Annotated in this window: 13 protein-coding genes; 5 read left to right on the top strand and 8 right to left on the bottom strand. The window is 65.6% G+C overall.

Features of this window, described 5'->3' with window-relative positions; all coding sequences use genetic code 11:
* Positions 1-13: 13 nt before the first annotated feature.
* The 6 genes from ASE26_RS22960 to ASE26_RS22935 all read right to left on the bottom strand — a co-directional run bounded on the left by ASE26_RS22960 (position 14) and on the right by ASE26_RS22935 (position 9,796).
* Positions 14-448, bottom strand: a complete 435-nt coding sequence (locus tag ASE26_RS22960; protein WP_055924734.1) for an SRPBCC domain-containing protein — start codon at positions 446-448, stop codon at positions 14-16.
* Entirely contained in the window at positions 441-800 is a 360-nt protein-coding gene (locus tag ASE26_RS22955; protein ID WP_055924731.1) for a helix-turn-helix transcriptional regulator, read from the bottom strand. Before ASE26_RS22955 ends, ASE26_RS22960 begins: the two co-directional genes overlap by 8 nt.
* A 59-nt stretch (positions 801-859) precedes the next feature.
* Positions 860-1,708, bottom strand: a complete 849-nt coding sequence (locus ASE26_RS22950; protein ID WP_055924728.1) for a CheR family methyltransferase — start codon at positions 1,706-1,708, stop codon at positions 860-862.
* Positions 1,708-6,603 (bottom strand): HAMP domain-containing protein, encoded by a 4,896-nt coding sequence (locus ASE26_RS22945; protein ID WP_057247005.1) that lies wholly within the window; start codon positions 6,601-6,603, stop codon positions 1,708-1,710. The genes ASE26_RS22950 and ASE26_RS22945 overlap by 1 nt, the downstream gene beginning before the upstream one ends.
* Before the next feature lie 230 nt (positions 6,604-6,833).
* Complete coding sequence (locus ASE26_RS22940) at positions 6,834-8,900, bottom strand: prolyl oligopeptidase family protein (RefSeq protein ID WP_057247004.1); 2,067 nt, start codon at positions 8,898-8,900, stop codon at positions 6,834-6,836.
* Between the two features lie 17 nt (positions 8,901-8,917).
* Positions 8,918-9,796: a neutral zinc metallopeptidase gene (locus tag ASE26_RS22935; protein WP_057247003.1), complete on the bottom strand. Its 879-nt coding sequence runs from the start codon at positions 9,794-9,796 to the stop codon at positions 8,918-8,920.
* A gap of 74 nt (positions 9,797-9,870) precedes the next feature.
* Here ASE26_RS22935 and ASE26_RS22930 point away from each other — a divergent pair, with 74 nt between their 5' ends.
* Positions 9,871-10,548 (top strand): hypothetical protein, encoded by a 678-nt coding sequence (locus ASE26_RS22930; RefSeq protein ID WP_156409998.1) that lies wholly within the window; start codon positions 9,871-9,873, stop codon positions 10,546-10,548.
* On the opposite strand, the gene ASE26_RS22925 is transcribed toward ASE26_RS22930, so the two are convergent.
* Positions 10,535-11,965 (bottom strand): CehA/McbA family metallohydrolase, encoded by a 1,431-nt coding sequence (locus ASE26_RS22925; RefSeq protein WP_229207029.1) that lies wholly within the window; start codon positions 11,963-11,965, stop codon positions 10,535-10,537. The genes ASE26_RS22930 and ASE26_RS22925 overlap by 14 nt on opposite strands.
* A gap of 321 nt (positions 11,966-12,286) precedes the next feature.
* Between ASE26_RS22925 and ASE26_RS22920 the strand changes: the two genes are divergently transcribed.
* From ASE26_RS22920 to recD, 4 genes are read left to right on the top strand one after another with little or no spacing between them, the layout of a single operon-like run.
* Positions 12,287-15,349 (top strand): CHASE domain-containing protein, encoded by a 3,063-nt coding sequence (locus ASE26_RS22920; protein ID WP_057247001.1) that lies wholly within the window; start codon positions 12,287-12,289, stop codon positions 15,347-15,349.
* Positions 15,350-15,397: 48 nt separating this feature from the next.
* A complete protein-coding gene (gene recC / locus ASE26_RS22915) occupies positions 15,398-18,796 on the top strand; it encodes an exodeoxyribonuclease V subunit gamma (protein WP_057247000.1) in 3,399 nt (1,132 codons plus the stop codon).
* Positions 18,793-22,425 carry an exodeoxyribonuclease V subunit beta gene (gene recB / locus ASE26_RS22910; RefSeq protein ID WP_055924705.1) on the top strand — a complete coding sequence of 1,211 codons (3,633 nt, stop codon included), beginning with the start codon at positions 18,793-18,795 and terminating at the stop codon, positions 22,423-22,425. Before recC ends, recB begins: the two co-directional genes overlap by 4 nt.
* Positions 22,422-24,368, top strand: a complete 1,947-nt coding sequence (gene recD, locus ASE26_RS22905) for an exodeoxyribonuclease V subunit alpha (RefSeq protein ID WP_057246999.1) — start codon at positions 22,422-22,424, stop codon at positions 24,366-24,368. The genes recB and recD overlap by 4 nt, the downstream gene beginning before the upstream one ends.
* On the opposite strand, the gene ASE26_RS22900 is transcribed toward recD, so the two are convergent.
* Positions 24,348-26,678: a histidine kinase dimerization/phospho-acceptor domain-containing protein gene (locus ASE26_RS22900; protein ID WP_055924699.1), complete on the bottom strand. Its 2,331-nt coding sequence runs from the start codon at positions 26,676-26,678 to the stop codon at positions 24,348-24,350. The two genes, recD and ASE26_RS22900, sit on opposite strands and share 21 nt — an antisense overlap.
* Between the last annotated feature and the right edge of the window lie 18 nt (positions 26,679-26,696).

Here is a 26,696-nt window from a genome sequence, read left to right as displayed (position 1 = left end):
TGACAGGCGTGCTTCAGTGTGGGAGCAGTTGGGCAAGCAGTATCAGCACATCGCCCCATCCATCGATATGCGATTCATATGTCTGGCCTGGGAGCTGGCGATGGGTGACGACGACCTCGGTGGAGCCGGCGTGGCCGAAGAATTCGACAGTGACAAGCGAATCACGCTGGCCGGTAGCGGGTGAGCGCCAGGTGAATACCAGCTTGTGCGGCCTGTCGATAGTGAGGTATTGGCCGCTATGATGTATTGCGCCATCGGGCGCGTGCATCACGATCTCGAATGCCCCCCCTTCGCGGGCGTCGCATTCGGCGGTGGCATGCGTAAAGGCGCGGGTCTTCATCCATTGCGCCAGCAAGTTGGCATCCAGCCAGGCATCGAACACTTCCGCCGCCGGTGCGCCTATCGTGTGGCGCACGCAGACCTGGTGCCGCGCTGCATGTTCAGCCATGTGCCTTCCCCTTCGCCCGCTTGCGGCGAGCGCTGACCAGGTGATCAAGCGCAGCCAGGCGCTCTTCCCAGAAACTTTCGAAGTGTCTTACCCAGTGTGCCGCTTCGGCCAGCGGCGCAGCGTTCAACGACAGCAGGTGGTCGCGTCCGTGGATGGTACGGATGACCAGGCCGGCCCGCTCCAGGATCTTGATGTGTTTCGAGGTGGAGTTGAGGGAAATGGGAAACTCGCGCGCCAACTCCGTTACCCGTGCGCTTTCATGGGTCAGCCGCGCCAGGATCGCGCGCCGGGTCGGGTCGGCCATCGCGGTGAACATATTATCGAGCCGCTGGTCTGCATTATATTCATCCATATGGGTGAATTTAGGCCGCCCAATGGCGCATGTCAAGCAGAATGCGCGGCCGGACTCGATCAGGCGACGCGCTTATACCATGGCTGGCCGGCCTGAAGCAGCTGGTAGTCGGAACCGATGGATTCTGAAGGGTCAAGTTCGCGGTCCAGGCCGAGGGAGCCGAACGGGACCAGGCTGTCGTGGAACAGTTGCAGTACGCGCTGGCGCAGCAATGGACCGAAGTCGGGTAGGGCGCGCTGGCAGGCAATCAGGTTGAATTCGTTGAACGAAGCGTCGGTGACCAGGTTGTACTGGGCCCAGGTGATGTGGCTGCGCAGCGATGGCGCCAGGATGGCGCGGCCGCCCTGGAGGTTGAAGTAATTGGCCAGCCGGCCTTTTCCGCCAGCCAGGACGTAGCGCTCCTGCGCCCGTTCGAGGTCGGTTTCAGGGAGCCATGCCGAGGTGGCTTCGTCCAGCATGTCGTCGCTGGCAACAGTGGCGTGGATTTCGGCGTGGGACAGCAGGCCCATTTCCGCCAGGATGATGGCCAGCGTCCAGGCTTGTCCGGCCCCGGCGCAGTCGGCCAGCCAGATGCGGGGCAAGGCGACGCCGCGCAAGGAATGCTGGGCGGCTTCGCGCAGCATCAGCACTTCCGCCGCATCGTCGAACATGCCGGAGGGCGGCACGTGCAGGGCGCGCAGCAGGTCACCGGCTGTGGCAGGATCGTGCAGCACGCGATCCTGCAACTGCGACAAGGTGGAAAGCCCACGCTGCTGCATGAAGCCGAACAGCTTGCGTTTCAGCGGCGCGCGTTCGTGTAGCCGGAAGTCGAAGCCGAAGCGGCGCACAACCGCCTCCAGCAGCAGTTCCAGTTCGAGCTCCTCCAGGTCAGGCGCCGTGCTGCGGCGCAGTTCATCGTTGGCCCCCATCAGTGCAACCAGACGCGCATCAGGGACAGCAGCTGCGCCACGTCCACCGGTTTGGTGATGTAGTCCGAGGCGCCCGCGGCGATACACTTGTCGCGGTCACCCTTCATCGCCTTCGCGGTCAGCGTGATGATCGGCAGCGAGCGGAATTTCGGGATGCGGCGGATGGCGCGCATGGTGTCGTAGCCGTCCATCTCCGGCATCATGATGTCCATCAGGACGATCTCGATGGTCGGGTCGCGCTCCAGTACTTCGATGCCGTCGCGACCGTTCTCGGCAAAGGAGACCAGCATCTGCTGGCGCTCCAGCAGCGAGGACAGGGCAAAGATATTGCGCAGGTCATCGTCGACGATCAGCACCTTGCGACCGGCCAGGCCGGCATCGGCAGCATGCACTTCCTCCAGCATGCGGCGCTGGGCCTCGGGCAGGTTGGCCTGCGAACGATGCAGGAACAGGGCCGTTTCATCGAGCAGGCGCTCCGGCGAACGCGCATCCTTGATGACGATGGTCTTGGCGTAGCGCTTCAGCTTCGCCACCTCTTTGCGGTTCAACTCCTTGGCGGTGTTGATCACGATCGGCAGGTCGCGCAGGCGCTGGTCCTTGCCGATCAGGTCCAGCAGGTCGAAGCCGCTGATGTCGGGCAGGGTCAGGTCCAGCACCATGCAGTCAAAGTGCGAAGTATGCAGCGCCGCCAGCGCATCCTGGCCTGTGCCTACTGCCGTGATGTCGACGTCGGAGTCGCCAATCAGCTTGACGATGGCGTCGCGCTGGTTTTCCTCATCGTCCACCACCAGCAGGTTGCGTTTGCCGCCGATCAGGAAGCGCTGGATACGCATGAACTCTTCGTTCAGGTCTTCCTTGCTGACCGGCTTATTCAGGTAAGAGATGGCGCCGGAGCGCAGGGCACGTTCGCGCTCGCGCAGGCTGGACATCACGTGTACCGGGATATGGCGCGTGCTCGGGTCGCGTTTCAGGCGTTCCAGCACCGTGAAACCGTCGATATCCGGTAAATCCAGGTCAAGCAGGATGGCCGATGGCAGGTAGTCGCGGGCCAGGCTCAGGGCCCAGTCGCCCTGGTGCGTCACCACCCCCTTGAAGTTCTTTTCGCGGGCAAAGTCCAGCACCACCTTGGCAAAGCGTTCGTCATCCTCGACGATCAGGACCGAAGGGTCGCCCGGCGTGGTGATCCCGCGGTCATCGAGGGTGGAGCCATAGACCTGGTCGTCCTGCTCGACCAGCTGTTCCTGTGCCGCCGGCTTGTACACCACCGTCGGCGTCGTAATGATTGTCGATGGCAGTGAACCGGGCGCCGGCAGCCGTGGCATGGCCGGCTGGCGTGCGGTTTCGTAGTACACGAAACCGGAACGGTTATACGGCAGGAACAGGGTGAAAGTGGAACCGGCGCCCACCGTCGATTCCACGCGGATCTCGCCGCCCAAGAGGCGCGCCAGTTCGCGTGAAATCGACAGGCCCAGGCCGGTACCCCCGTATTTACGCGCGGTGGAACCGTCGGCCTGCTGGAATGCCTCGAAGATCAGCTGCAATTTGTCGCCTGCGATACCGACGCCCGTGTCATTGACCGAGAACGCCAGCACTGCATCGGCATTGCCCAGGTTAGGGTGGTCGGTGCTCCAGCCGCTGTGGACCAGCGTGATGCCCAGCGACACCTGGCCATGGTTGGTGAACTTGAACGCATTCGACAGCAGGTTTTTCAGGACCTGCTGCAAGCGCGTCGTATCGGTCATCAGGCATGCTGGCAGGTTCTCGCCCAGTTCCACCGTGAAGCCCAGGTGTTTGGCTTCCGCCATGTGGCGGAAAGTACGCTCCACATAACTGCGCAGGTTGGCGAAGCGGTACTCCGACACGTCCAGCGTAACGGTGCCGGATTCGATTTTCGACAGGTCCAGGATGTCATTGATCAGGGTAAGCAGGTCGGAACCGGAACCGTGGATGGTTTTCGCGAATTCCACCTGCTTGCCTGACAGGTTGCCCTCCGGGTTGTCGCCCAGTTGCTGCGCCAGGATCAACAGCGAATTCAAAGGCGTGCGCAGTTCGTGCGACATATTGGCCAGGAACTCGGACTTGTACTTGGAAGACAGCGCCAACTGGGTGGCTTTTTCCTCCAGCGCCAGTTTCGCCTGCTCCACCTCGCGGTTCTTGCGCTCCACCTCGATGTTCTGTTCGGACAGCAGGCGCGCTTTCTCGGCCAGCTCCTGGTTGGTCTGCTGCAGCTCCTGTGCCAGCGACTGCGACTGGGTCAGCAGCGATTCGGTACGGCTGTTTGCCTCGATGGTGTTCAGCACCACGCCGATCGATTCCATCAACTGGTCGAGGAAGGACAGGTGGGTCTCGGTGAAGCGGTCCAGCGAAGCGATCTCGATCACCGCCTTCACCTGCTGCTCGAACAGGATAGGCAGCACCACGATATTGGTTGGCGGCGCCGCACCCAGCCCCGAACTGACCACGATGTAATCGCGCGGAACGTCGGTCAGCCAGATCCGCATTTTCTCCAGCGCGCACTGGCCCACCAGGCCTTCGCCAGGCAGGAAGGAGGTCGGCAGCTTGCGTGAAGAGCGGTAGCCGTAGCTCGCGATCATGCGCAGGCGGGCATCGGCCAGTTGCGAGTCCATCATATAGAACACGCCGTGGTGCGCCGATACCAGCGGCGCCAGTTCGGACAGGATCAGTTTCGTCACCGCCTGCAGGTCGCGCTGGCCCTGCAGCAGACGGGTGAAACGTGCCAGGTTGGTCTTCAGCCAGTCCTGCTGCGCATTCTTCTGCGTGGTTTCCTTCAGGTTGCGGATCATCTCATTGATGTTGTCCTTCAGGTAGGACACCTCGCCGCGCGCCTCCACCTGGATGGAACGGGACAAGTCGCCGCGCGTCACGGCGGTCGCCACCTCCGCAATTGCACGCACCTGGTTGGTCAGGTTCGCCGCCAGCTGGTTGACGTTCTCGGTCAAGTCCTTCCAGGTGCCGGCCACGCCGGAAACGTTCGCCTGGCCGCCAAGCTTGCCCTCGGTACCCACCTCGCGCGCCACCCGGGTCACCTCCGAAGCGAAGGAGGACAACTGGTCCACCATCACGTTGATGGTGTCTTTCAGCTCAAGGATCTCGCCCTTCACGTCCACGGTGATTTTCTTCGACAAGTCGCCGCGTGCCACAGCGGTGGTCACCGCCGCGATGTTGCGCACCTGGCCGGTCAAGTTGGACGCCATGAAGTTCACGTTGTCGGTCAAGTCCTTCCAGGTGCCGCCGACGCCCGGCACATAAGCCTGGCCGCCCAGCTTGCCCTCGGTGCCCACCTCGCGCGCCACGCGGGTCACCTCGGAAGCAAAGGAAGACAATTGGTCCACCATCACGTTAATGGTGTTCTTCAGTTCAAGAATCTCGCCTTTCACGTCCACCGTAATCTTCTTGGACAGGTCGCCGTTTGCCACCGCTGTCGTCACCTCCGCGATATTACGCACCTGGCCGGTCAGGTTGGACGCCATGAAGTTCACGTTGTCGGTCAGATCCTTCCAGGTGCCGCCGACGCCGGACACGTTAGCCTGGCCGCCCAGCTTGCCCTCGGTACCCACCTCGCGCGCCACGCGGGTCACTTCGGACGCGAAAGAGTTCAACTGGTCCACCATCACGTTGATGGTGTTCTTCAGTTCAAGAATCTCGCCCTTCACGTCCACGGTGATCTTCTTGGACAAGTCGCCGTTTGCCACCGCGGTAGTCACCTCCGCGATATTCCGCACCTGGGAAGTCAGGTTGCCCGCCATTGAGTTCACGGAGTCGGTCAAGTCTTTCCAGGTACCGGCCACGCCTTTCACCTGCGCCTGGCCGCCCAGCTTGCCCTCGGTACCCACCTCGCGCGCCACGCGGGTCACTTCCGACGCGAAGGAAGACAATTGGTCCACCATCACGTTGATGGTGTTTTTCAGTTCAAGAATCTCACCTTTCACGTCCACGGTAATCTTCTTGGACAAGTCGCCGTTTGCCACCGCCGTCGTCACCGCCGCGATATTACGCACCTGGCCGGTCAGGTTGGACGCCATGAAGTTCACGTTATCGGTCAAATCCTTCCAGGTGCCGCCGACGCCGGGCACGTATGCCTGGCCGCCCAGCTTGCCCTCGGTCCCCACCTCGCGCGCCACGCGGGTCACTTCCGAGGCGAAGGAGCGCAGCTGGTCCACCATCACGTTGATGGTGTCTTTCAATTGCAGGATCTCGCCGCGCACGTCCACCGTGATCTTCTTGGACAGGTCGCCGTTCGCCACCGCGGTCGTCACCTCCGCGATGTTGCGCACCTGGGAAGTCAGGTTGCCCGCCATCGAATTCACGGAGTCGGTCAAGTCCTTCCAGGTACCCGCCACGCCCTTCACCTGCGCCTGGCCACCCAGCTTGCCCTCGGTACCCACTTCGCGCGCCACGCGGGTCACCTCGGAAGAGAAGGAGGTCAGCTGCTCCACCATGGTGTTGGCGGTCATGGCCGCGCGCAGGTACTGGCCCTTCAGAGGATGGCCATCGACCTCCAGCGCCATGGTTTGCGACAGGTCGCCCTTCGCCACGGCGCCGATCACACGCGCCATTTCGGTCGTGGGGCGCACCAGGTCATCGATCAAGGTATTGACCGCGCTGATGATGGTCGACCAGCCGCCGGATACGTGGACGTTCGCGCGCTGCGTCAGGCGGCCTTCGCGGCCCACCACGCGGCTGACCTCCGTCACCGCCTTGACCATGCGTTCGTTGGTTTCGATGATGTCGTTGAGGGTGTCGGCGATCTTGCCCGACATGCCGGTCCAATCGGAGGGCAGGCGCGCCGAGAAATCACCTTTTTTCAGGGCCATCAGGGTGGACAGGATCAGCTTAAGGTCCAACTCTTCCGGCAGTTCGGTCATGTCGTTCATTCAACGATACCTCAGGTATGAAGATGGAATGCGAGGGGAAGGCTTAATGTCACTCCGGCGGCTGCGACAGTCAAGTACAACCGTGGGCAAATGCTTCACTTTGTCAACTATGCAACACGCTGGGAAACATTTTCCTTAGCATAATGACGCGCAATTTTCCAACGCGCACGATTGAGGCGATCAGATTGAAAGTCGGGGTCAGGTCCGGTTGCCAGACCTGACCCCGACTTTCATTTCAGTTGCTTGAGGAGGAAGGCGTAGGTCAAGGCCCACATCTGGGCTTGCTGGTCGTTGTTGGCTGCGCCGGCATGGCCGCCTTCGGTGTTTTCCCAGTACAGCACGTCGTGGCCCTGGTCTTTCATCTTGGCTACCATCTTGCGGGCGTGGCCGGGGTGCACGCGGTCGTCGCGGGTCGATGTGGTGAACAGGACGCGCGGGTAATGCTTGTCCTTGAACACGTTCTGGTATGGCGAGTACTGGCTGATATAGGCCCATTGCTCCGGGTCGTCCGGGTCGCCGTATTCGCCCATCCAGGAGGCGCCGGCCAGCAGTTTGCTGTAGCGCTGCATGTCCAGCAGCGGTACCTGGCACACGACGGCGTTGAACAGGTCGGGGCGCTGGGTCAGCGCGGCGCCGACCAGCAGGCCGCCATTGCTGCCGCCCATGATGCCGAGGTGGCGGGGGCTGCTGATCTTGCGCTTGATGACGTCCTGCGCGACGGCGATGAAGTCGTCGAAGGCGCGCTGGCGGTTCCCTTTCAGCGCGGCCTGGTGCCAGCGCGGCCCGAACTCGCCGCCGCCGCGGATGTTGGCCAGCACGTAGGTGCCGCCTTGCTTCAGCCATGCTTCGCCGGTGGTGCCGCTGTAGAAGGGCTTCATCGAGACTTCAAAGCCGCCGTAGCCGTACATTACGGTCGGGTTCTTGCCGTTCAGCCTGGCCTTCCTGTCCATCAGGACGAAGTAGGGCACCTTGGTGCCGTCCTTTGATACGGCCATGTGCTGCTGCACCGTGTAGGGCTTGGCGTTGAAGTAGGCGGGCAGGGACTTCAGCGAGGTGCGTTCGTCGCTGCCGGCATGGGCCAGGTACATCGTGGTCGGGGTCAGGAAGTCCGTCACCGTCAGGAAGTATTGCTCGGATTCGATCGGGTCGAGCGCCTGCACGGCCAGCGTGCCGAAGGCTGGCGCATCGACCTCGCGCGCTTGCCATTTACCGTCCACGCGGCGCAGTTCGAGCAGGCGGTTCTTCACGTTGTCGAGCACGTTGAGCAGTAATGCCGAGCGGGTGGCGGAGACGCCGTCAAGCGAGCTGCTTGGCGTTGGCGCAAACAGTACCGCGAATTGCCGTTCGCCGGCCATGAAGCGCTTGAAGTCGGCCGCGAGCAGGGAGCCTTGCTTGTAGCTGGCGCCGTTGACGGTCCAGTCGGAGCGCAGGTCGATGATCAGCTGGTCGCGCACGGTGTAGGCGTTGGCGTCGTCCGGCTTGTCGACCTTGGCCAGCTTGTCGCCTTCGCGCACAAACAGTTCGCTGGCGTAGAAGCCGATCTGGCGATTGATGAACTGGTAGCTGTGGCCGGGCGTGAAGTCTTTGTAGGCGCCAACGCCGAGGTCGTCGGCCCTGGCTTCATACAGCGTGGCGGCTGCGGCCAGCGGGGTGCCGCGCTTCCATTCCTTGACGATGCGCGGGTAGCCGGAGGTGGTCATGCTGCCTTCGCCGAAGTCGGTCGAGACGAAGATGGTGTCGGCGTCGATCCAGCCGATATCGCTTTTCGCTTCCGGCAGGTTGAAGCCGTCGCTGACGAAGCGGCGCTTGGCGATGTCGAATTCGCGCACGACGTGCGCGTCGCCGCCGCCGCGCGACAGCTGCACCAGGCATTGCTCGCCTTTCGGGTACAGGCACGATACGCCGTGCCATACCCAGTTTTCGTTGTCATCGGCGGCCAGCTTGTCGATGTCGAGCACTGTTTCCCATTGCGGCTCGGCCTTCTGGTACTGCTCCAGCGTGGTGCGGCGCCAGATGCCGCGTGTATGCCGGGCGTCGCGCCAGAAGTTGTAGTAATAGTCGCCGTGCCTGGTGACGTAGGGGATGCGTTCCTGGGAATTGAGGATGGTCTTGAGGCGCTCGTGAATGCCGGGGTAGTCCGGCTGCGCTTGCAATTCCTTGAGGGCGGCAGCGTTCTGCTCCTTGACCCAGGCCAGCGCCTTGTCGCCGCCCACGTCTTCCAGCAAGAGATAGGGATCGGTTTTCTCAGCGTGCGCGCCGCCCGCCGCCGCCAGGCCAAGCACTGCGCCGGAGGCCATTTTCCGATACGCCGGCTTCACAGCTGGCGGGCCTCGAAGGTGTTGCACTGGGCAATTTCGCCCGATTCAATGCCGCGGTTGAACCAGCGCACGCGCTGCGCCGAACTGCCGTGGGTGAAGGAATCCGGCATCACTTCGCCGCCGGACTGCTTTTGCAGCGCGTCGTCGCCGATGGCGGTGGCGGCGTTCAGCGCTGCTTCCACATCGCCCTTTTCGATGATGCTGCGGGCGCGGCTGGCGTGATAGGCCCAGACGCCGGCGAAGCAGTCGGCTTGCAGTTCCAGCCGCACCGACAGGGCATTGGCCTGGCGTTCGGAAGCATTGCGCTGGGCGTTGTGCACCTTGTCGCTCAAACCCATCAGGTTCTGTACGTGGTGGCCGACTTCGTGCGCAACCACGTAGGCTTGCGCAAACTCGCCCGGTGCGTGGAAGCGTTGCTCCAGCAGGCGGAAGAAATCGAGGTCGATGTAAATGTCCTGGTCGCCCGGGCAGTAAAACGGGCCGGTGGCCGAGCGTCCGGCGCCGCAGGCGGTCTGGATCGCGCCGCTGAATACCTTCATCTTGGGCATCTGGTAGGTGCCGCCGTTGCGCCGGAACAGGTCCGTCCACACGTCTTCGGTGTCGGCCAGCACCACCTTCATCAATTTGTACTCGCGGTCATTGCCTTCGCTGCGCGGGCGCTGTTGCTGCTGCTGGCTTACCTGGACCGGGCCGCCGCCGCTCAGCAGGCCGAGGATGGTCATGGGGTTGACGCCCAAGACCCAGCCGCCAATCAATGCAACTACGATAGTGCCGATGCCGATCGATCGGCCGCCGAAACCGAATCCGCCGCCACCGCCGCCTTCGCCACGGTGATCTTCGACGTTATCGCTTTCCCGGTTACCTTCCCAACGCATTTTTTAACTCCTTGTTTGTTTTCGCTAAGTGTAACGCATTGGTGCGCAGCGCAGGCGCACGTAGAATGCTGGCCATGAAGATTGAACGCAAAACTATTGTCCTGCTGCTGGCCGCTGTGATGTTGTTGGCAACTGCGGCGGGCGCCTGGTACTACCAGCGCCAAAAGGAGCGCGGCAGCGTGCCGTGCGCACAGCAGCCGCCCTCCGGCTACAGTCCTTATTGCCTGGCACAGTCGCAGGCGGCCGCCGGCCGCGGCGACCGGGCTGCAATGGCGGCCCTGGTGGAATATTTCGAACCACGCCAGCCGGCGCAGGCGATTCTCTGGACCAGGGCTGCTGCAAAATTGGGCGAGCCGCGGGCGCTCAAGCGGGTGCTGTCTTCGTGCGGTACGGCGGGGCCGTTCACGCTCGAAGAGGCGCAGGCCTTGTTGCCGGCGGCGCCGGCCCTGGAGGCGCTGAATTTCCGCCTTGGCGGTTCATGTGCGCCGGCCGATATGGCGGCGGCGCGCGCCCTGGTGCCGGCCGACCTGCTGGCGGCCCCGGATGGGGCGGGCCTGTGCAAGGTGGCGCTGCGCTTTGGCATGCTGCGCCTGTCGCGCGACGGGGCGCAGCTCGATTCCCAGGCGGCGCAACAGCTGCTGGCTGAATGCGAGCGCCGCCAGCAGGTGCCGGCCTTTGTCCGCCAGGAGGCGGAAACCGTGCGGCAGATGCTGGCGCGCGAAATCAATCCGGTCCGCATCAGCGTTGATTGACCCAGACCGGGGCTGACCATAGCTGCTTGCCGTCGTCCTGGGTGAGGCGCGCGTAATAGAAGTGCGCGCCGGGCTGCGGCGTGAAGCTGTGCTGCATGCCGTTCACGCCGCGCACCGGCTTGACTTCGCCGTGGCGGCCGGGAACCCCTTCCATGATGTCCAGCGCGGCGATGCCGCGGCCTGTGCTGCTGGTGTAGTGCACTTGCAGCGTGAGCGGGCCGCTGTTGTCGATCCGGGCCCCCATCATGGTTCCATTGGCGGTGAGCGCAATGGCTGACTGCTTGTCCATCGTTGCAAACACGTGGCGGGCGCGGATGGCGTCGAGCAGGGCTTCGGCAGTGGGCGCGGCAGCGGCGGGCAGCAGGATGCCGGTGCGGTTGCTGTAGGCAGCGCCCCAGTTGGCGCAATGATTATCCTGGTTGCTGCTGAACGCCAGGCGGTAGCCCGCTTCCAGCAGTTTGTCGCAGGCTTCCTCGTAAAAACTGTGGCGAGTTTCGCCTTCATCCAGGCGTTTCGAGAAGGCGTTGCTGTTCATGACTTCGCACAGGGCCATGGCGGCGCCGCCGTCTTCGCTGAAGGCCAGCGGGACGCCGTCGATCGGGAACTGCCTGGCGCCCGGGTGGTTGAACTGGCCCAGCCAGCCTTGCTCCTTCATTACCGCGTACAACGCTGCGTAATTGTTCTTTGGCGTCACCACGTCGGCGAAGGGCTCGCCATTGGCGCTGCGTTCCCAGCCCAGCAGGGCCGGGCTGTTGAGGATGTTGAGGTGGCCACCGCCGCTGATCACGCCCCATTCCAGGCCGTACATCGCGACGAAGCCGGGGTGCCCGGTGCTGTACTGTTCGGCACTGGCAATGCCCAGCCGGTAAAGCTGCCGCGCCGCCAGCGGGTCGGCATGGGGATCGCTGCCGTCGCTGGCGTCATACATGTGGTTGTGTTCCGACACCAGCAGGAACTGCAAGCCGTGCTGCTGGGCGAACCGGTAAGCGTCATCGGGGCCGAAAGCGCCGGAGCGGGGCGCCTGGGCGCCGCGGCAGCTTGCCGGATCGCCGCCACCGTCGCTATGGTTGGTCTGGCTATGCAGGTTGCCGTAGACGATGTCGAAGCCGAGGCCGTCGATACGGGCCGGCGCGGCCATGCCAGCGCCATCCAGCGCGGCGCTGGCGGGCAACAGCGGCAGCGGCTTGCCGACTGCGACGGGCCGGTGCTGGAGAATATTGCCGGCTTGCAGGCGAAGCTGGTAGATCCCGGCGGACAGCGCAGGCGGAGCGTGCCAATGGACCACGGCCTGGCCGCTGCCGCCTTGCAAGACGTGGCGTCCGCGCCACTGGCGCAGCAGGCTGCCGTCGGCGCGATACAGTCCTAAAGTCCAGTTCACCTTGTGCGGCGCGATTGCACCGGGAAGTGTAAAGTGCACTATGAAAGTCCGATTTTTGCCTGTTGCCGGCGGCTGGAACGCGGCCTCCAGCATGGCATCGAATTCGCGGTGTTCCAATGCCGGCGCGGGTGGCGGGTGCCGTTGGCCAGCCGGCGCGGCGCCCGCAGCTGCGGCAAGGCAAAGTGCCGCGACACACTTGCAGGCTAAGAAATTCCGGCAAGCCCGGGATGCCGGTAAGATGTGGAATCCATTTTTCATGATGAGCCCTCCTGTCGCGCTTTGGACCAGGAGGATATGAATTGGTTCCGTTCAGGGCTGCTTTAATAGTATGCTGCTCAGATGCAAGACTTTTCTCAATGGATGAGGCGTAAGTTGCGTGGCCTGGTGAACGGGCGGGCTTTGCTATGGTTCCTCGGCCTGTCGCTGGCATCGGCAGTTGGCGCCACCTTGTTTGCCACCACGTCGAATACCGTGGAGGACGAGGCGCAGGCGCGCTTTGACAATTTGAATCGCGCTACCCAATACAGCATTTCGGCGCGCGTCAAGGCTTATTCGGACGTGGTGCGCGGCCTGGTGGCGCTGTTCCAGACTTCCGACCATGTGAGCCGCCTGCAATTCCGGCAGTACGTGACGTCGCTGAATATCGGCAAGCATTATCCGGCAATCGAGGCCATCAACTTTGCGCCGAATGTGCCGCAGGCGGAGCGCGATGCCTTTGTGGCGGCGGTGCGCGCCGACACCAGCCTGGCGCCTGGCGGCTATCCAAAGTTCGACATCAAGCCGCCTGGCAAGCGCGAACAATATTCGCCGCTGACCTACCTGGAGCCGATGGGCTTGATGATGGAAAAGTTCGGCGTCGACATTACTGCCAACCCCAATATTGAGCGCGCCATGCAATTGTCGCGCGATACGGGCGAAATCAGCGCTTCCGGCCAGCCGGTATTGCTCAAGCAGCCGCTGCCGCATATCGGGCTGGGCATGCGCCTGCCGGTCTACAGGCGCGGCATGCCGGTGGATGACGTGAGCAGCCGCCGTGCCAGCTTCATCGGTTCGGTGGGGATCGGCTTTTCGGTGTCGAAGCTGATCCAGGGCGCGATCGACGAGATGGCCGATCGCCAGGTGCACATGATCCTGTATTCGGACGCGTCGACCGATCCCGAGAAGCGCAACCTCACCATCGAGGCCGACGACCGTCTGCTGTTCAACGATAACGGTTCCATCGACAAGCCGGCCGCGCTGCCGGGTGTTGCGGGCGACTATTTCATTTCCGTGCTGCCGATCGATTTCAACGGCAGCCTGTGGAAGGCCCAGTTCTACGCGCGCAAGGACGCGATGATCGTCGGCTTTGACCGCTGGGTTCCGTACCTGGCGCTGATCACCGGCTTTGTCGGTACGCTGCTCATCTACGGCTACCTGTTCACCATGTACTCGCAGCGCCGCAACGCGCTGGAGCAGCGCCGCCTGCTGGATAGCGTGCTCGATAACGTCGAGGCGCACGTCTACATGAAGGACCAGGACCGCCGCTACGTCTATGTCAACGCCAAGATGGCGGAGGTGATCGGCCTGCCGGTGGAAGAAATCATCGGCCGCCTGGACGTGGAAGTCATGCATAAGCGCGATGCGGACCAGGCCTGGCAGGAGGACGGCGTGGTGCTGGCCGACCAGCAGAAGCGCTCGGGCGAGGCCAGTTATACCGACCGCCAGGGCGTGGTGCACCACCTGTGGACGGTGAAGGCCCCGGTGCGGCTGGAAAAGGATGTGACGGTGGTGATCGCACTTTCGACCGACGTCACCGAACTGCACATGCTGAAAGAGCAGGCGCGCGCGGCGAACCAGGCCAAGAGCGATTTCCTGTCCAACATGAGCCACGAAATCCGCACGCCAATGAATTCCGTGATCGGCATGGCGCACCTGGCGCTGAAGGGCGCATCCAATCCGAAACAGAAGGACTACCTGCAAAAGATCTACCATTCCGGCCAGCACCTGCTGGGCATCATCAACGACATCCTCGACTTCTCGAAGATCGAGGCGGGCAAGCTGGACCTGGAAGTACTGGACTTCGCGCTCGAGTCGCTGCTGACCAATATCTCGGGCCAGCTGGGCGACGCGGCCAACCGCAAGGGGCTGGAACTGGTGTTCGAGATCTGGCCTGGCCTGTCGCACCAGCTGCGCGGCGACCCGCTGCGCCTCGAGCAGGTGCTGTTGAACTTCACCAGCAATGCCATCAAGTTCTCGGAAAATAACCGGATCTATATCCGCGCGCGGCCGGTCGAGGACCGCGACAACTACACCGTCGTGCGCTTCGAGGTGCAGGACAACGGCATCGGCATGACGCCGGCCCAGGTGTCCAGCCTGTTCCAGTCCTTCCATCAGGGCGATACCTCGACCACGCGCAAATACGGCGGCACCGGCCTGGGCCTGGTGATCAGCAAGCAGCTGGCGGAGCTGATGGGCGGCACGGTGGGCGTGGAGAGCGAGCCGGGCAAGGGTTCGACCTTCTGGTTCACGGCCAAACTGCAGAAAGGCACGCACCTGCTGCAGGCGACCGATACCAATGCGCTGCAGCCCGATATGCTGGCGCCGATCCACGGTGCTTCGATCCTGCTGGTGGAGGACAACATCTTCAGCCAGCAAGTGGGGCAGGAATTGCTGGAAGATGCCGGCGCCACGGTGGTGGTGGCCAACAACGGCAAGGAAGCCATCGACCTGCTGGTCAAGGAGCATTTCGACTGCGTGCTGATGGACGTGCAAATGCCGGTGATGGATGGCTATGAGGCGACGCGCATCATCCGCGCCCATCCAAAACTGTCCGGCACCCTGATCATTGCCATGACGGCCAACGCCGGCCGCGAAGACCAGGCGCGCTGCCTGGCGGCCGGCATGGACGAATTCGTGACCAAGCCGATCGCACCGAACCTGCTGTTCTCGGTGCTGTCCAAGTGGATGAGCCAGCGCGCTGCAGAAGGGCGCATGGCGCAGGTGCGCAGCACGACCATGCCGGGCCAGCCGGTACCGGCGCCGACGCCGGTACCGGCTGCCGAGCCGGAAGCGGAGGGCGCCGCCGGCGCCGAGTCCGAGCTGTTCGATATGCGGGCGCTGGCCCAGACCTTCGGCAACAAGCCTGAAAAAATGCGCAAGTACGCCAATATGTTCCTCGACTCGGCGCAGGATGGCTTGCGCGAAGTGCAGGAGGCGCTGGAGGCGGGCGATATCGTGCGCTTGTCGGAGCTGGGGCACCGTATCAAGTCTTCGGCGCGGGCCGTGGGGGCCATGAGCTTTGCCGACCTGTGCCTGGCGCTGGAGAAGATGGCCCCGGGCGACGGCATCGACCGCGCGCGCGCCACCGTGAGCCAGATGCAGCCTTTGCTGGACCGCCTGCGCGAGCATATTGCGCAGGAAATGAACGTCAATATTCCCGGATAGCCGTCTTTGCGGCGATAATGGCACTCCACGCTATTTCGCTGCTTTTACATGGCTCAAAGCATCCAACCCGGACTCCTGATCTTGCACGGCAACCAGCTCGAAGAGTTGCGCAGCGCCGTGTTCCAGTGGTTGCGCGGGCAGCCGCTGGCGCCGCTGGAGCAGGAGATTTTCCTGGTGCAATCGAATGGCGTGGCCGAATGGCTGAAAATCGCGTTGGCCGAGGAGACCGGCCTGTGCGGCGCTACCCGCGTTGCGTTGCCGGCTCGGCTGCTGTGGGAAATCTACCGCGGCATGCTGGGCCATGCGCGCGTGCCGGCCGTTTCCGCCTTCGATAAAGGCCCCCTGACCTGGCGCCTGATGCGCCTGCTGCCGCAATTACTGGCGCAGGAAGCGTTTGCGCCGCTGCGTCATTTCCTGCGCGACGGCGATCCCGAACGGCGCCTGCAGCTTGCCGAGCGCCTGGCCGACTTGTTCGACCAGTACCAGGTGTACCGCGCCGACTGGCTGCAGGACTGGGCCGCCGGCCTTGACCAGCTGCGCAACGCGCGCGGCGAGGCGGCGCCGCTGGCGCCCGACCAGCGCTGGCAGGCCGAATTGTGGCGCGCGGTCGCGGCCAGCGTGCCGGAAGAAGAACGCGGCCTGGGGCGCGCCAGCGTGCACGCCACCTTCGTCGAAGCGGTGCAGCGCGGCGACATGCCGCTGGGCCGCCTGCCGCGCCGCATCGTGCTGTTCGGCGTCTCCGCGCTGCCGTACCAGACCTTGCAGGCCATGGCCTCGCTGGCCCGCTTCACCCAGGTGGTGATCGCGGTGCCCAATCCTTGCCGCTACTACTGGGGCGATATCATCGAAGGGCGCGACCTGCTGCGCGCGGCCCGCCACCGCCACGCCGCGCGCAAGGGCATCGACCTGTCGGCTGTGCCGCTGGAGGCGCTGCATGCCCACAGCCATCCGCTGCTGGCGAGCTGGGGCCGGCAGGGGCGCGACTACATCCGCATGCTCGACGAATTCGATACCGCCGGCGACCTGGAAGGGCGCGGCGACAAGCTGCGCGTGGACCTGTTCAGCGATGAAGCAGGCCAGAGCTTGCTGGCCCAGGTGCAGGCCGCCGTGCGCGACATGCTGCCGCTGGCCGAGCATGCGCGGCTGGCGCCGGAAGACAGCGACCGTTCGATCGAATTCCACGTGGCGCACAGCGTGCAGCGCGAAGTCGAGATCCTGCACGACCAGCTGCTGGCCATGTTCGCCGCCGATCCCTCGTTGCGCCCGCGCGATGTGGTGGTGATGGTGCCTGATATCGAGGTCTTCACCGCCTCGATCCGCGCCGTGTTCGGCCAGCACCGGCGCCACGACCCGCGCTTCATCCCGCACGAAATCGGCGACGTCAACGACCGCAGCGTCAATCCGCTGCTGGTGGCGCTGGAGTGGCTGCTGCGCCTGCCGCAGCAGCGCTGCCGCCAGAGCGAGGTGCGCGACCTGCTGGACGTGCCGGCCCTGGCGCGCCGTTTCGGCCTGGCCGAAGACGACTTGCCGACGCTGGGCCAGTGGATCGAGGGCGCCGGCGTGCGCTGGGGACTGGATGCCGGGCACCGTGCCGGCCTGGGCCTGGCGCCGGCCGGCGAGCAGAATGCCTGGATGTTTGGCGTGCGCCGCATGCTGCTTGGCTATGCCGCCGGCAAGGGCGAAGCCTTCATCGGTATTGAGCCCTATTCGGAAGTGGGCGGGCTGGATGCCGCGCTGGCCGGCTCGCTGGCGCAGCTGATCGAGGCCCTGCTGGCCTGGCGCGAACACCTGGGCGTGGCACGCAGTCCGGCCGACTGGGCCGAGCAGGCGCGCTTGCTGCTGGCCGGCTTCTTCAGCGACCGCGACGAAGCCGACCGCCTGACGCTGGCACGCCTGGACGATGCGCTGGACCAATGGCTGGCGACCTGCGAGGACGCCGGCTTTGACGAGGCGGTGCCGCTGGCCACCTTGCGCGAAGCCTGGATGGGAGGGCTCGACGAGCCGTCGCTGGAGCACCAGTTCGTTTCCGGCGGCGTCACCTTCTGCACCCTGATGCCGATGCGCGCCGTGCCGTTCCGCGCGGTGTGCCTGCTGGGCATGAACGACGGCGACTTCCCGCGCCGCGCCAGCCGCGCCGACTTCGACTTGCTGGCCATGCCAGGCATGGCGCGCCCCGGCGACCGCTCGCGCCGCGACGACGACCGCTACCTGATGCTGGAAGCGGTGCTGGCGGCGCGCGACAAGCTGTATGTGAGCTGGGTCGGGCGCAATGTGCGCGACAACAGCGAACAGCCGCCTTCGGTGCTGGTGGCGCAGTTGCGCGATTACCTGCAGGCGGGCTGGAACCTGGATCTCGCCGCCCGCACCACGATGCATGCGCTGCAGCCGTTCAGCCGCGCCTACTTCGAGCGCGGCGGCCTGCTGACCTATGCCGGCGAATGGCGCGCGGCGCATGATGCCGGCGGCAGCGACGCCGGCGCAGCCGCATTGCCCCCGTATGAGGTGGAAGAGACTTTCCGGCTGCGGCTCTCTACGCTGGCGGCCTTCCTGCGCCAGCCGGTACGGCATTTCTTCCGCCAGCGCCTCGGCGTCTATTTTGCGGAATCGGCGATGGTAGGCGAGGACGAGGAACCCTTCCAGCTCAATGGCCTCGAACGCTACAACCTGGAAGATGCGATGCTGGCGGACAGCGGCGAAGTGGAGGCGCTGGAGGACGTGCGCGCCAGCCTGCAGCAGCGCGGCCAGCGTTTGCGGCGCCAGGGCGTGCTGCCGATCGGCCTGATCGGCGACCGCGTGCTCGATGAGCTGGTGGAGGAACTGGTGCCGGTGCGGACAGCGTGGCTATCCCTGCGCGGCACCTACCGCGATGAAGCGCCCAAGCTGGCGGTCCAGCTGGAACTGGCCGGGCTGCTGCTGGAAGACTGGATCGACCAGTTGCATCGCGCCGAAGGGGCAACGGTCTGGCTGATGCAGATGTCTTCGCGCGTATGCGACAAATCCGGCGCACCGCGTGGCGAAAAGCTGATCCCGATGTGGCTGCGCCAGCTCGCCGCAGCCGCCCAGGGCCAGCCCGTGACCGGCTTCCTGGTGGCGCGCGATGCCATCGTCATCATGGCGCCGCTTGATCCCCAGGCCGCGCTTGCGGCACTGGCCCGCATCGTCGAACTGTGGCGGGCCGGCATGGACCGGCCGTTGCCCGTTGCCTGCAAGACCGGGCTTGCGCTGGTGATGGAGGGCGACCCGCGCAGCGTCTACGATGGCGGCTTTGAGCTCTCCGGCGAAAACGACGATCCGTGCCTGGCCCGCTTGTGGCCGGACTTCGCCGCCCTGGCCGGTGAGCCGGGCCATGCAGGCGACAGCCGCGCGCTGTACCAGCCGCTGGCGGACTGGCTGGCGCAATCGGTGCTGGTGCAGCCTATTGAGGGCGGCGCGGAGGGCGAGGAATGAGCATCGCGCTGAACCCGCTCGAATTCCCGCTGCATGGCTCGCGCCTGATCGAGGCCAGCGCCGGCACCGGCAAGACCTGGACCATCGCCGCCCTGTATGTGCGGCTGGTGCTGGGCCACGGCGGCGAGTATGCCTACCGGCGGGCGCTGATGCCGAACGAAATCCTGGTGATGACCTTCACCCGCGCGGCCACGCGCGAATTGTCCAACCGGGTGCGCGAACGGCTGGTGGAAGCTGCGGCCTACTTCCGTGCCGAGACGGCGCTGGCGCCGGATCCTTACCTGGACGCGTTGCTGGAAGAACTGCCCGGCCAGGCCGCGCGCCAGCAGGCCGCCTATCGCCTGCAGCTGGCGGCTGAAACGATGGACGAGGCGGCGATTTTCACCATCGACGCCTGGTGCCAGCGCATGCTGCGCGAACATGCCTTCGACAGCGGCAACCTGTTCGATGAAGAATTGCTCAGCGACGAAGCGGCGCTGTACGAAGACGCAGTGCACGATTACTGGCGCCAGCAAGTCTATCCGCTGGGCGAGCAGGCTTTGCGCGTGCTGCTCGGCGCTTGCCGCGACGTGTCGGCGCTGGGGCGCAGCGTGCGCGACCTGGCGCGCCGGCCCGATGCAGCCGCGCCGGCTGGCCGTGAGCAGCTGGGTGCAATGATCGGCCGCGTACAGCGCGAGCAGCAAGCGCTACTGGCAGGCCTCAAGCAGGGCTGGGCCGAGCGGGCCGGGCGCATGGAAGGCTGGATCGCGGCGCAGCGCGAAGCCAATCCGAAATGCTTCAATGGCACCAAGCTGCGTGCCGACTCGGTCGTCAAATGGTTTGCGGCCCTGCGCGATTGGGCCGGCGATCCCGCGCTGGCCGAGCCGGACATGAACGCCACGCCGTGGATGCGGCTGACGTCGGCCGGCCTGGTCGATGCCTGCGCCAAAGGCTTCGCTCCCGACATCCCGGCCGACTTTGACGAGGTCGCGCCGCTGCGGCGCGCGCTGGACGCTATCGAGCCGCTGCGCCACCATATCTTGCGCCATGCCGCCGCCACGGTCGCCGCGCGCATGGAGGAGTTGAAGCGCCAGCAGCGCCTGTTCGGTTTTGCCGACATGCTGGAGCGCCTGCGCAGTGCGCTGGAGGGGCCCAACGGCGCGGCACTGCGCCAGCGCATCGTCACGCAATTCCCGGTGGCGATGGTGGATGAATTCCAGGACACTGCCCCCAGCCAGTACCGCATTTTCAACCTGCTGTACCAGGTTGCCGCCAATGATCCCGAACTCGGCCTGTTCCTGATCGGCGACCCGAAACAGTCGATTTACGGCTTCCGCGGCGCCGACATCCACAGCTACCTCGATGCGCGGCGCGCCACCGAAGGGCGCCACTACCAGCTCGGCACCAACTTCCGCTCCACGGCGCAGCTGGTGGCTGCAGTCAACCAGATTTTCCTGCATGCGGAAGGCGTGGCCGGGCAGGGCGGTTTTGCCCGCGGCGCATTCCGCTTCCGCAGCGGCCAAGCCAATCCGCTGCCATTCGATGCGGTGGCTGCGCGCGGCCGTGCCGAGCGGCTGGTCGGCCCGGCGGGCGACATCCAGGCCTTGACAGCCGGCTGCACGCTGGAGCAGTTGGGGGCCGACGCTTACCGCGAGTTCTTTGCCGAGCAATGCGCCGAGCATATCGCCTGCCTGCTCAATGACCCCGCCACCGGCTTCCAGGGCGGCGACGGCTTCAGGCGCCTGCAGCCGGCCGATATTGCCATCCTGGTGCGCGACCGCCGCGAGGCGGCAGCCGTGCGCCGTTCGCTGCAGCGGCGCCTGGTGCCGAGCGTCTACCTGTCGGACAAGGATTCGGTGCTATCGAGCGACGAAGCGGCCGATATGCTGCGCTGGCTGGCGGCCGTGGCCAACCCCCTCGATGGGCAGCTGGCGCGGACTGCTTTCGCAACCCGCACCGCCAACCTGCCGCTGGCCGAACTGGCGCAGTTCTCCGCCGACGAGCTGGCGTGGGAAAGCCGCGTCGAACAGCTCAAGGAATTGCATGTGGTCTGGCAGCGCCAGGGCGTGCTGGCCATGCTGCGCCGCTTCATCCACGACCTCGGCTTGCCGGCGCAACTGCTGGCGCGCCCGGGCGGCGAGCGCAGCCTGACCAACCTGCTGCACCTGGCCGAGCTGCTGCAGCAGGCCAGCCGGCAACTGGAAGGCGAGCAGGCACTGATACGCTGGCTGGCCGAGCAGATCAACGATGAAACCGACGGCGGCGATGAACGCGTGCTGCGCCTGGAGTCGGACGCGGAGCTGGTCAAGGTCGTCACCGTACACAAGTCCAAGGGCCTGGAATACCCGCTGGTGTACCTGCCGTTTGCGGTCACGGTGCGCAAGGTCGATAAGCGCAACCGCACCTTTTTCGAGTACACCGATGCCGAGGGCGAGCGCCGCCTTGACATGCGCCTGTCCGACGAGGGCCAGGAAGCGGTGGAAGCCGCCCGCATCGAGGAAGACCTGCGCCTGCTTTATGTCGCGCTGACGCGCGCCCGGTATTTCCTGTGGCTCGGCGTGGCCGCGCTGCCGGCGCGCAAGAAGGATGAAAACACGCTGCACGATTCGGCCCTGGGGTATTTGCTGACAGGCGGGACACCGCTGCCCTCCGGCCAGTTGCTGGAAAGCTGGCAGCAGCTGCGCGCCGGCTGCGACGCTATTTCCGTCGCCCTGCTGGAGCCTGGCGTGCCGCTGACCCGCCTGGCGCGTGCGGTAGAACTGCCACCGCTGCAGGCGCCGCTGGGCTATCAAGGCAGTTTCGAGCGCGACTGGTCGGTTGGCAGTTTCACTTCGCTGGCAAGGCGCAGCAGCAGCGATGCGCTGCCGGCGCCGATGCACGCCGCGCAGGAAACGCTGCTCGAAGGCGAAAATGAGGGGGCTGCCCTGCGCATCGAAGACACGCCCTGGCACCGCTTCCCGCGCGGTTCGGTACCCGGCAACTTCCTGCACGACCAGCTTGAATCGCTGGCGCGCGACGGTTTCGCCTCGATCCACCAGGAGCATTTTGCGGAGCGCGCCGCGCGCCTGGTCAAGCGCGCAGGCTGGGGCCACCGCGAAGCAGATACCCTGGAATGGCTGCGGGTGATCGCCACCACCCGACTGCCGCCGCTGGGCGGCGCGCTGGACGCCATCGGGCAGTTGCTGCCGGAGATGGAGTTCTGGTTCCCAAGCGAGCGCCTGGACACGGGCCGGCTGGACCGCCTGTGCCGCCAGCACCTGCTGGACGGCATAGCGCGCCCCGGCCTGCCGCAGCGCGAACTGCACGGCATGCTGAAAGGGTTCTGCGACCTGGTGTTCGAACACCAGGGCCGCTACTGGGTGCTGGACTACAAATCCAACGCGCTGGGCGGCGGCGACGCGGCATACCACAAGGCAGCGCTGGCGCACGGCATGGCAGCCCACCGCTACGACGTGCAGGGTGCGATCTACATGCTGGCCCTGCACCGCCTGCTGCGCACGCGCCTGGGCGATGCCTACGACCCCGCCGCGCAACTGGGCGGCGCGATCTTCTACTTCCTGCGCGGCGTCGGCAACGAGCAGACGCGCGGCTGCTACCTGCTGCCGCCTGACCCGGAACTGCTGGATGGACTGGACGGGCTTTGCCAATGAGTTTTTACGAACATATCGACATGCTGGCCGAAGGCGGCATGCTGCGCCGCCTGGGCCCCGTCTTTGCACGCTTCGCAACGTCGCTTGCAGCAAGCGCCAGCGCGGCGGCGGGTAACCCGCTGGCCCTGGCCTGCCTGCTGCTGTCCGAGCTCGAGGGCCGCGGCCACAGTTGCCTGCAATTGTCGGCGCTGGCCGGCGATCCTTCGGCCATGCTGGGTTGGGGCGAGGACGATTGGCAAGGGCTGTGCACGGAAGCCGGCGAATTGCCGCAAGGGCTGGCGGCGTGGCACGAATTCCTGCAGGCTTGCCCGCAAGTGCTGGCCTGGCCGGGCGGCGCCGATCGGGGCCAGCCGCTGGTACTGGCCGGCGGCCGCCTGTACCTGCGCCGCTACTGGTCGGACGAAAATACCGTAGCCGATGCTGTGCGTTCAAGGACAGGTACTGGCGAGGCAGCCCGGGGCAATCCGGGGCCGTCGCCGGCGCTGGTGCGCCAATGGCTGGACCGCCTGTTCACCCATGCGACGCGCGAGGGCGGGGCGGACTGGCAAAAGATCGCCTGCGCGGTCGCCGCGCGCGGCGAGCTGGCAGTCATTACCGGCGGTCCCGGCACCGGCAAGACCTATACCGTGGCCCGTTTGCTGGCCCTGCTTTTCGCGCTGGCAGGCGAGAATGCCGGCCAGCTGCGCGTGGCGCTGGCGGCGCCGACCGGCAAGGCTGCCGCGCGCCTGAAGCAAGCCATTGACGGCGCCCTGGAAGACCTGGAGCAAAGCCTGGGAGGCGCCTTGCCGCTGCGCGAACTGGCGCAGCGCATGGGTGGCGCCCGTACCCTGCATTCCCTGCTTGGTGCGCGCCCGGATACCCGCGCTTTCCGCCACAACGCCGGCAATCCGCTCGACGTGGACGTGCTGATCGTGGACGAAGCCTCGATGGTGCACCTGGAAATGATGGCGGCCCTGCTCGATGCACTGCCGGACGGCGCACGCCTGGTCCTTTTGGGCGACAAGGACCAGCTGGCGTCGGTGGAGGCGGGCTCGGTGCTGGGCGACTTGTGCTACGACGCGCAAGCCGGCGGCTACGGCGCTGCGACGGCGGCCTTCGTGGAAGCGGCGTCCGGCCAGCGCATCCCGCCGGAATTCCTTGGCAATGCAGGCGCGTTGGCGCAGCAAACGGTCATGCTGCGCCAGAGCCGCCGCTTCGGCGGCCCGATCGGCCAGCTGGCCGTTGCCGTCAACGACGGCGATGCCGACGCTGCGCGCGCCGTGCTGCGCTCCGACAGCGGCGGGCAGCTGCACTGGAACGAGGCGGCGCAGCAGGAGGACATGTTGCAGCTGGCAGCCGAGGGCTACCGGCCTTTCCTGCAAATGGTCAAGCAAGGCGCCGGCACGGCAGGCCACGACGCCTGGGCTGCCGGCGTGCTGGCGGCTTTCGAGGGCTTCCGCCTGCTATGCGCCGTGCGCGAAGGGGAATGGGGCGTCTCGGGCCTGAACGACAGCATCGCGCAGCGCCTTGAAGAGCAGGATTTGCTGAAGCGGCGCGGCGACTGGTATGTGGGCCGCCCGGTCATGGTGACGCGCAACGACTACGCCACGGGGGTCTATAACGGCGATATCGGCCTGGTGCTGCCCGATCCTGCGCGCAGCGGCTCGCTGCGTGTGTACTTCTCGGACGGCGGCCAGGTGCGCAGCGTGCTGGCAACCCGCCTGCGCAATGTGGAAACCGCATTCGCCATGACGGTGCACAAATCGCAAGGTTCGGAGTTCAGCCATACCGTGCTGGTGCTGCCGCGCGAAGCGTCCAGCGTGCTGGCGCGTGAACTGGTCTACACCGGCATCACCCGTGCCCGCCAGCGCTTTACGCTGCTGACGCCGAATCCCGGCGTGCTGCCGGACGCAATCCGCCGCCGCACCGAACGCACCAGCGGCCTACGCAGCCTGCTCGCCTGATTCGCCGGCGCCTTGCAGGTCGGCGTGGATCGCCTGCAGCACCGCGTCCAGTGCCGGCGCCAGCTGCGCCAGCTCGGCTGCCAGCGGGCCGCCGGCGCGCAGCGCATTGATCACGCCTGCCGCGGCCTGCCGCAAATCTTCCATGCCCAGTTGTGCCGATAGTCCGGCCAGCGTATGGGCCATGCGCTGCGCGCGCTGGCGGTCGCCCTGCGCCACCGCATCGCCAATGGCGGCATGCAGCGCGGCCTGGCCTTGCAGGAACTGGCACAGCATCTTGCGCAGCTGCGTGCGGTTGCCCTGCAGGCGCACCATCGCCCCGGCCATATCCACGCCGAGGGCGCATAGGGCGGGGAAGAGGGTTTGCGCCGTCGCCTGCGCTTCGGCGCATGCGACGGCGCCCGGCAGCGGGTGGCGGAACAGGGCGGTGAAGACGAAGCGGTTGCCTTCGGCCGGGTCGCTCTCCAGCAGCAAATGGCCGCCCATCATGGCCGCCAGCTGGCGCGCCACCGACAGGCCCAGGCCTGCCGCCGAGTCGCCGGGGCCGACCGGTTCATATAGCTGGACTGCCGCGTCGCGCGCCGCGCCGCTGTCGCGCACTTCCCAGCGCAGCACCGTACCTTCCGCGCTGCCGGCGTCTTCGCGGCGCAGCAGCAGCTGCACCTTGCCCCGTTCCGTGAACTTGACCGAATGCGCCAGCAGGTGCTGCAGCAGTTGCTGCAGGCGCGCCGCGTCGCCCACCAGTTCTTCCGGCAGCGATGCCTCCACCGTACATTCGAGCTGCAAACCCTTGCCTTGTGCCGCCGCCTGCCATTCGGCGCAAGCCTGTGCGGCGGCGTGGCGCACGCTGAACACGCATTCCTCCATGCGGAATTTGCCCGCCTCGATGCGCGAAAAGTCGAGGATGTCGTTGAACATTGCCATCAGGCTGGCAGCCGCGCCGTCGACTTGCTCCAGGTAGCTGCGCTGGCGCGCATCGAGCGGCCCGCGCAGGGCCAGCTCGGTCAGGCCGATGATGGCATTCAGCGGCGTGCGCAGTTCATGGCCCATATTGGCCAGGAAGGCGCTCTTGCTGCGGTTGGCATGGTCCGCAGCTTCGTGGGCGGTCGCAATGGCGCGCTCGGCCTGGCGCAATTCGGTCACGTCGATACCGAAACTGAGCAAGGCGATTTCGCCTTCTTCCAGTGCGCTGTGATGCCAGGCGATGCGGCGTTCATCGCCTGATGCCGTATGCAGCAAGTGTTCCTGGCCGGCCGGCATGGCGCGGAACTGTTCCAGCTGTCCGCCTTCCGGCCATTGCGAGACGGCCGACATGGGCAGCAGCGGCAAGTCGCGCCACACGCGTCCCAGCACGCTGTCGCGGCTGCATCCGGTAACCCGGGCTGCCGTTTCATTGAAAATCAGCACCTCGCCTTCATGCCCAAGCCCGAGCACCAGCAAATCGGCGCTGTTCAACAGGCGCTCCAGCAGCTGGCGCGTGCAGCGCAGCTTGCGCTCCGATTCACTGCGGGCGGCGGCGGCGGCGGCAAGGCTCTCCTGCAGCGCATGCAGGGACGACAGCAGCTCGCCGGTTTCATCTTCGAAGGGCTGCGGGGCCGGCGACGACAGCTCGCCGCTGCGAACCCGCTGCGCTATGGCCAGGGCCTGCGCCAGCGGCTGCGTGATGCTGCGGCTGACCAGCCATGCCATGCCGGTTGCCAGGGCCAGCGAACCGGCCAGGATCGCCAGCAGCAGGGCGCTGTCGGAGCGGATGCGGTCGGCCGCCTTGACCTCGGTGAAACGGGCGCGGCTCGCCGCCAGGTCGACCAGGTCGTCCACCACCTGCCGGTGCAGTTCATAATGGCGCTGCATTTTCGCCAGCGCATGTTCGGCGCGCGGCCGCTCGCCCAGCTCCAGCGCCGGCACCAGCTGGCCGAAGGCTTCGTTATAGAAGGCCGTTGCCTGTATATTCGCCTGCTTGAGCGATTCCGCCAGGCTGCCGTCAAGCTGGCGGCTCTGCCAGTAATGTACGCGCGCCACCTGCTGCGCGTGCAGGGTGCGCAGGCGCTGCGCCAGCTGCTCGCGCTCCACCTGGCTGCTGGCCGCCGCCAATTGCTGCGCCACCAGGAAGGACTCGATGATGTACAGCGGCGGCGGCAGCACGTCCGCAATCAGGTCCTTGCCCTGTATCACGTCGCCATACAGCGGGCCGTTGACGCGCAGTTCATCGAGGGTACGGAAGGACCAGAACCCGTACAGCAGGAAGCCGCCGGCAAAGATCCCCACCAGGATCGCCAGGCGGCGTGCGAAGCGCAGGTTGCGCAGCAGGTCCATGGTGCCTCTCGGCAGCGA

The sequence above is a fragment of the Duganella sp. Root198D2 genome (genome assembly GCF_001428585.1).
Taxonomy (GTDB): domain Bacteria; phylum Pseudomonadota; class Gammaproteobacteria; order Burkholderiales; family Burkholderiaceae_D; genus Rugamonas.
Note: the sequence above shows the minus strand (reverse complement) of the source record. Positions and strands in the feature narration are given on the sequence as shown.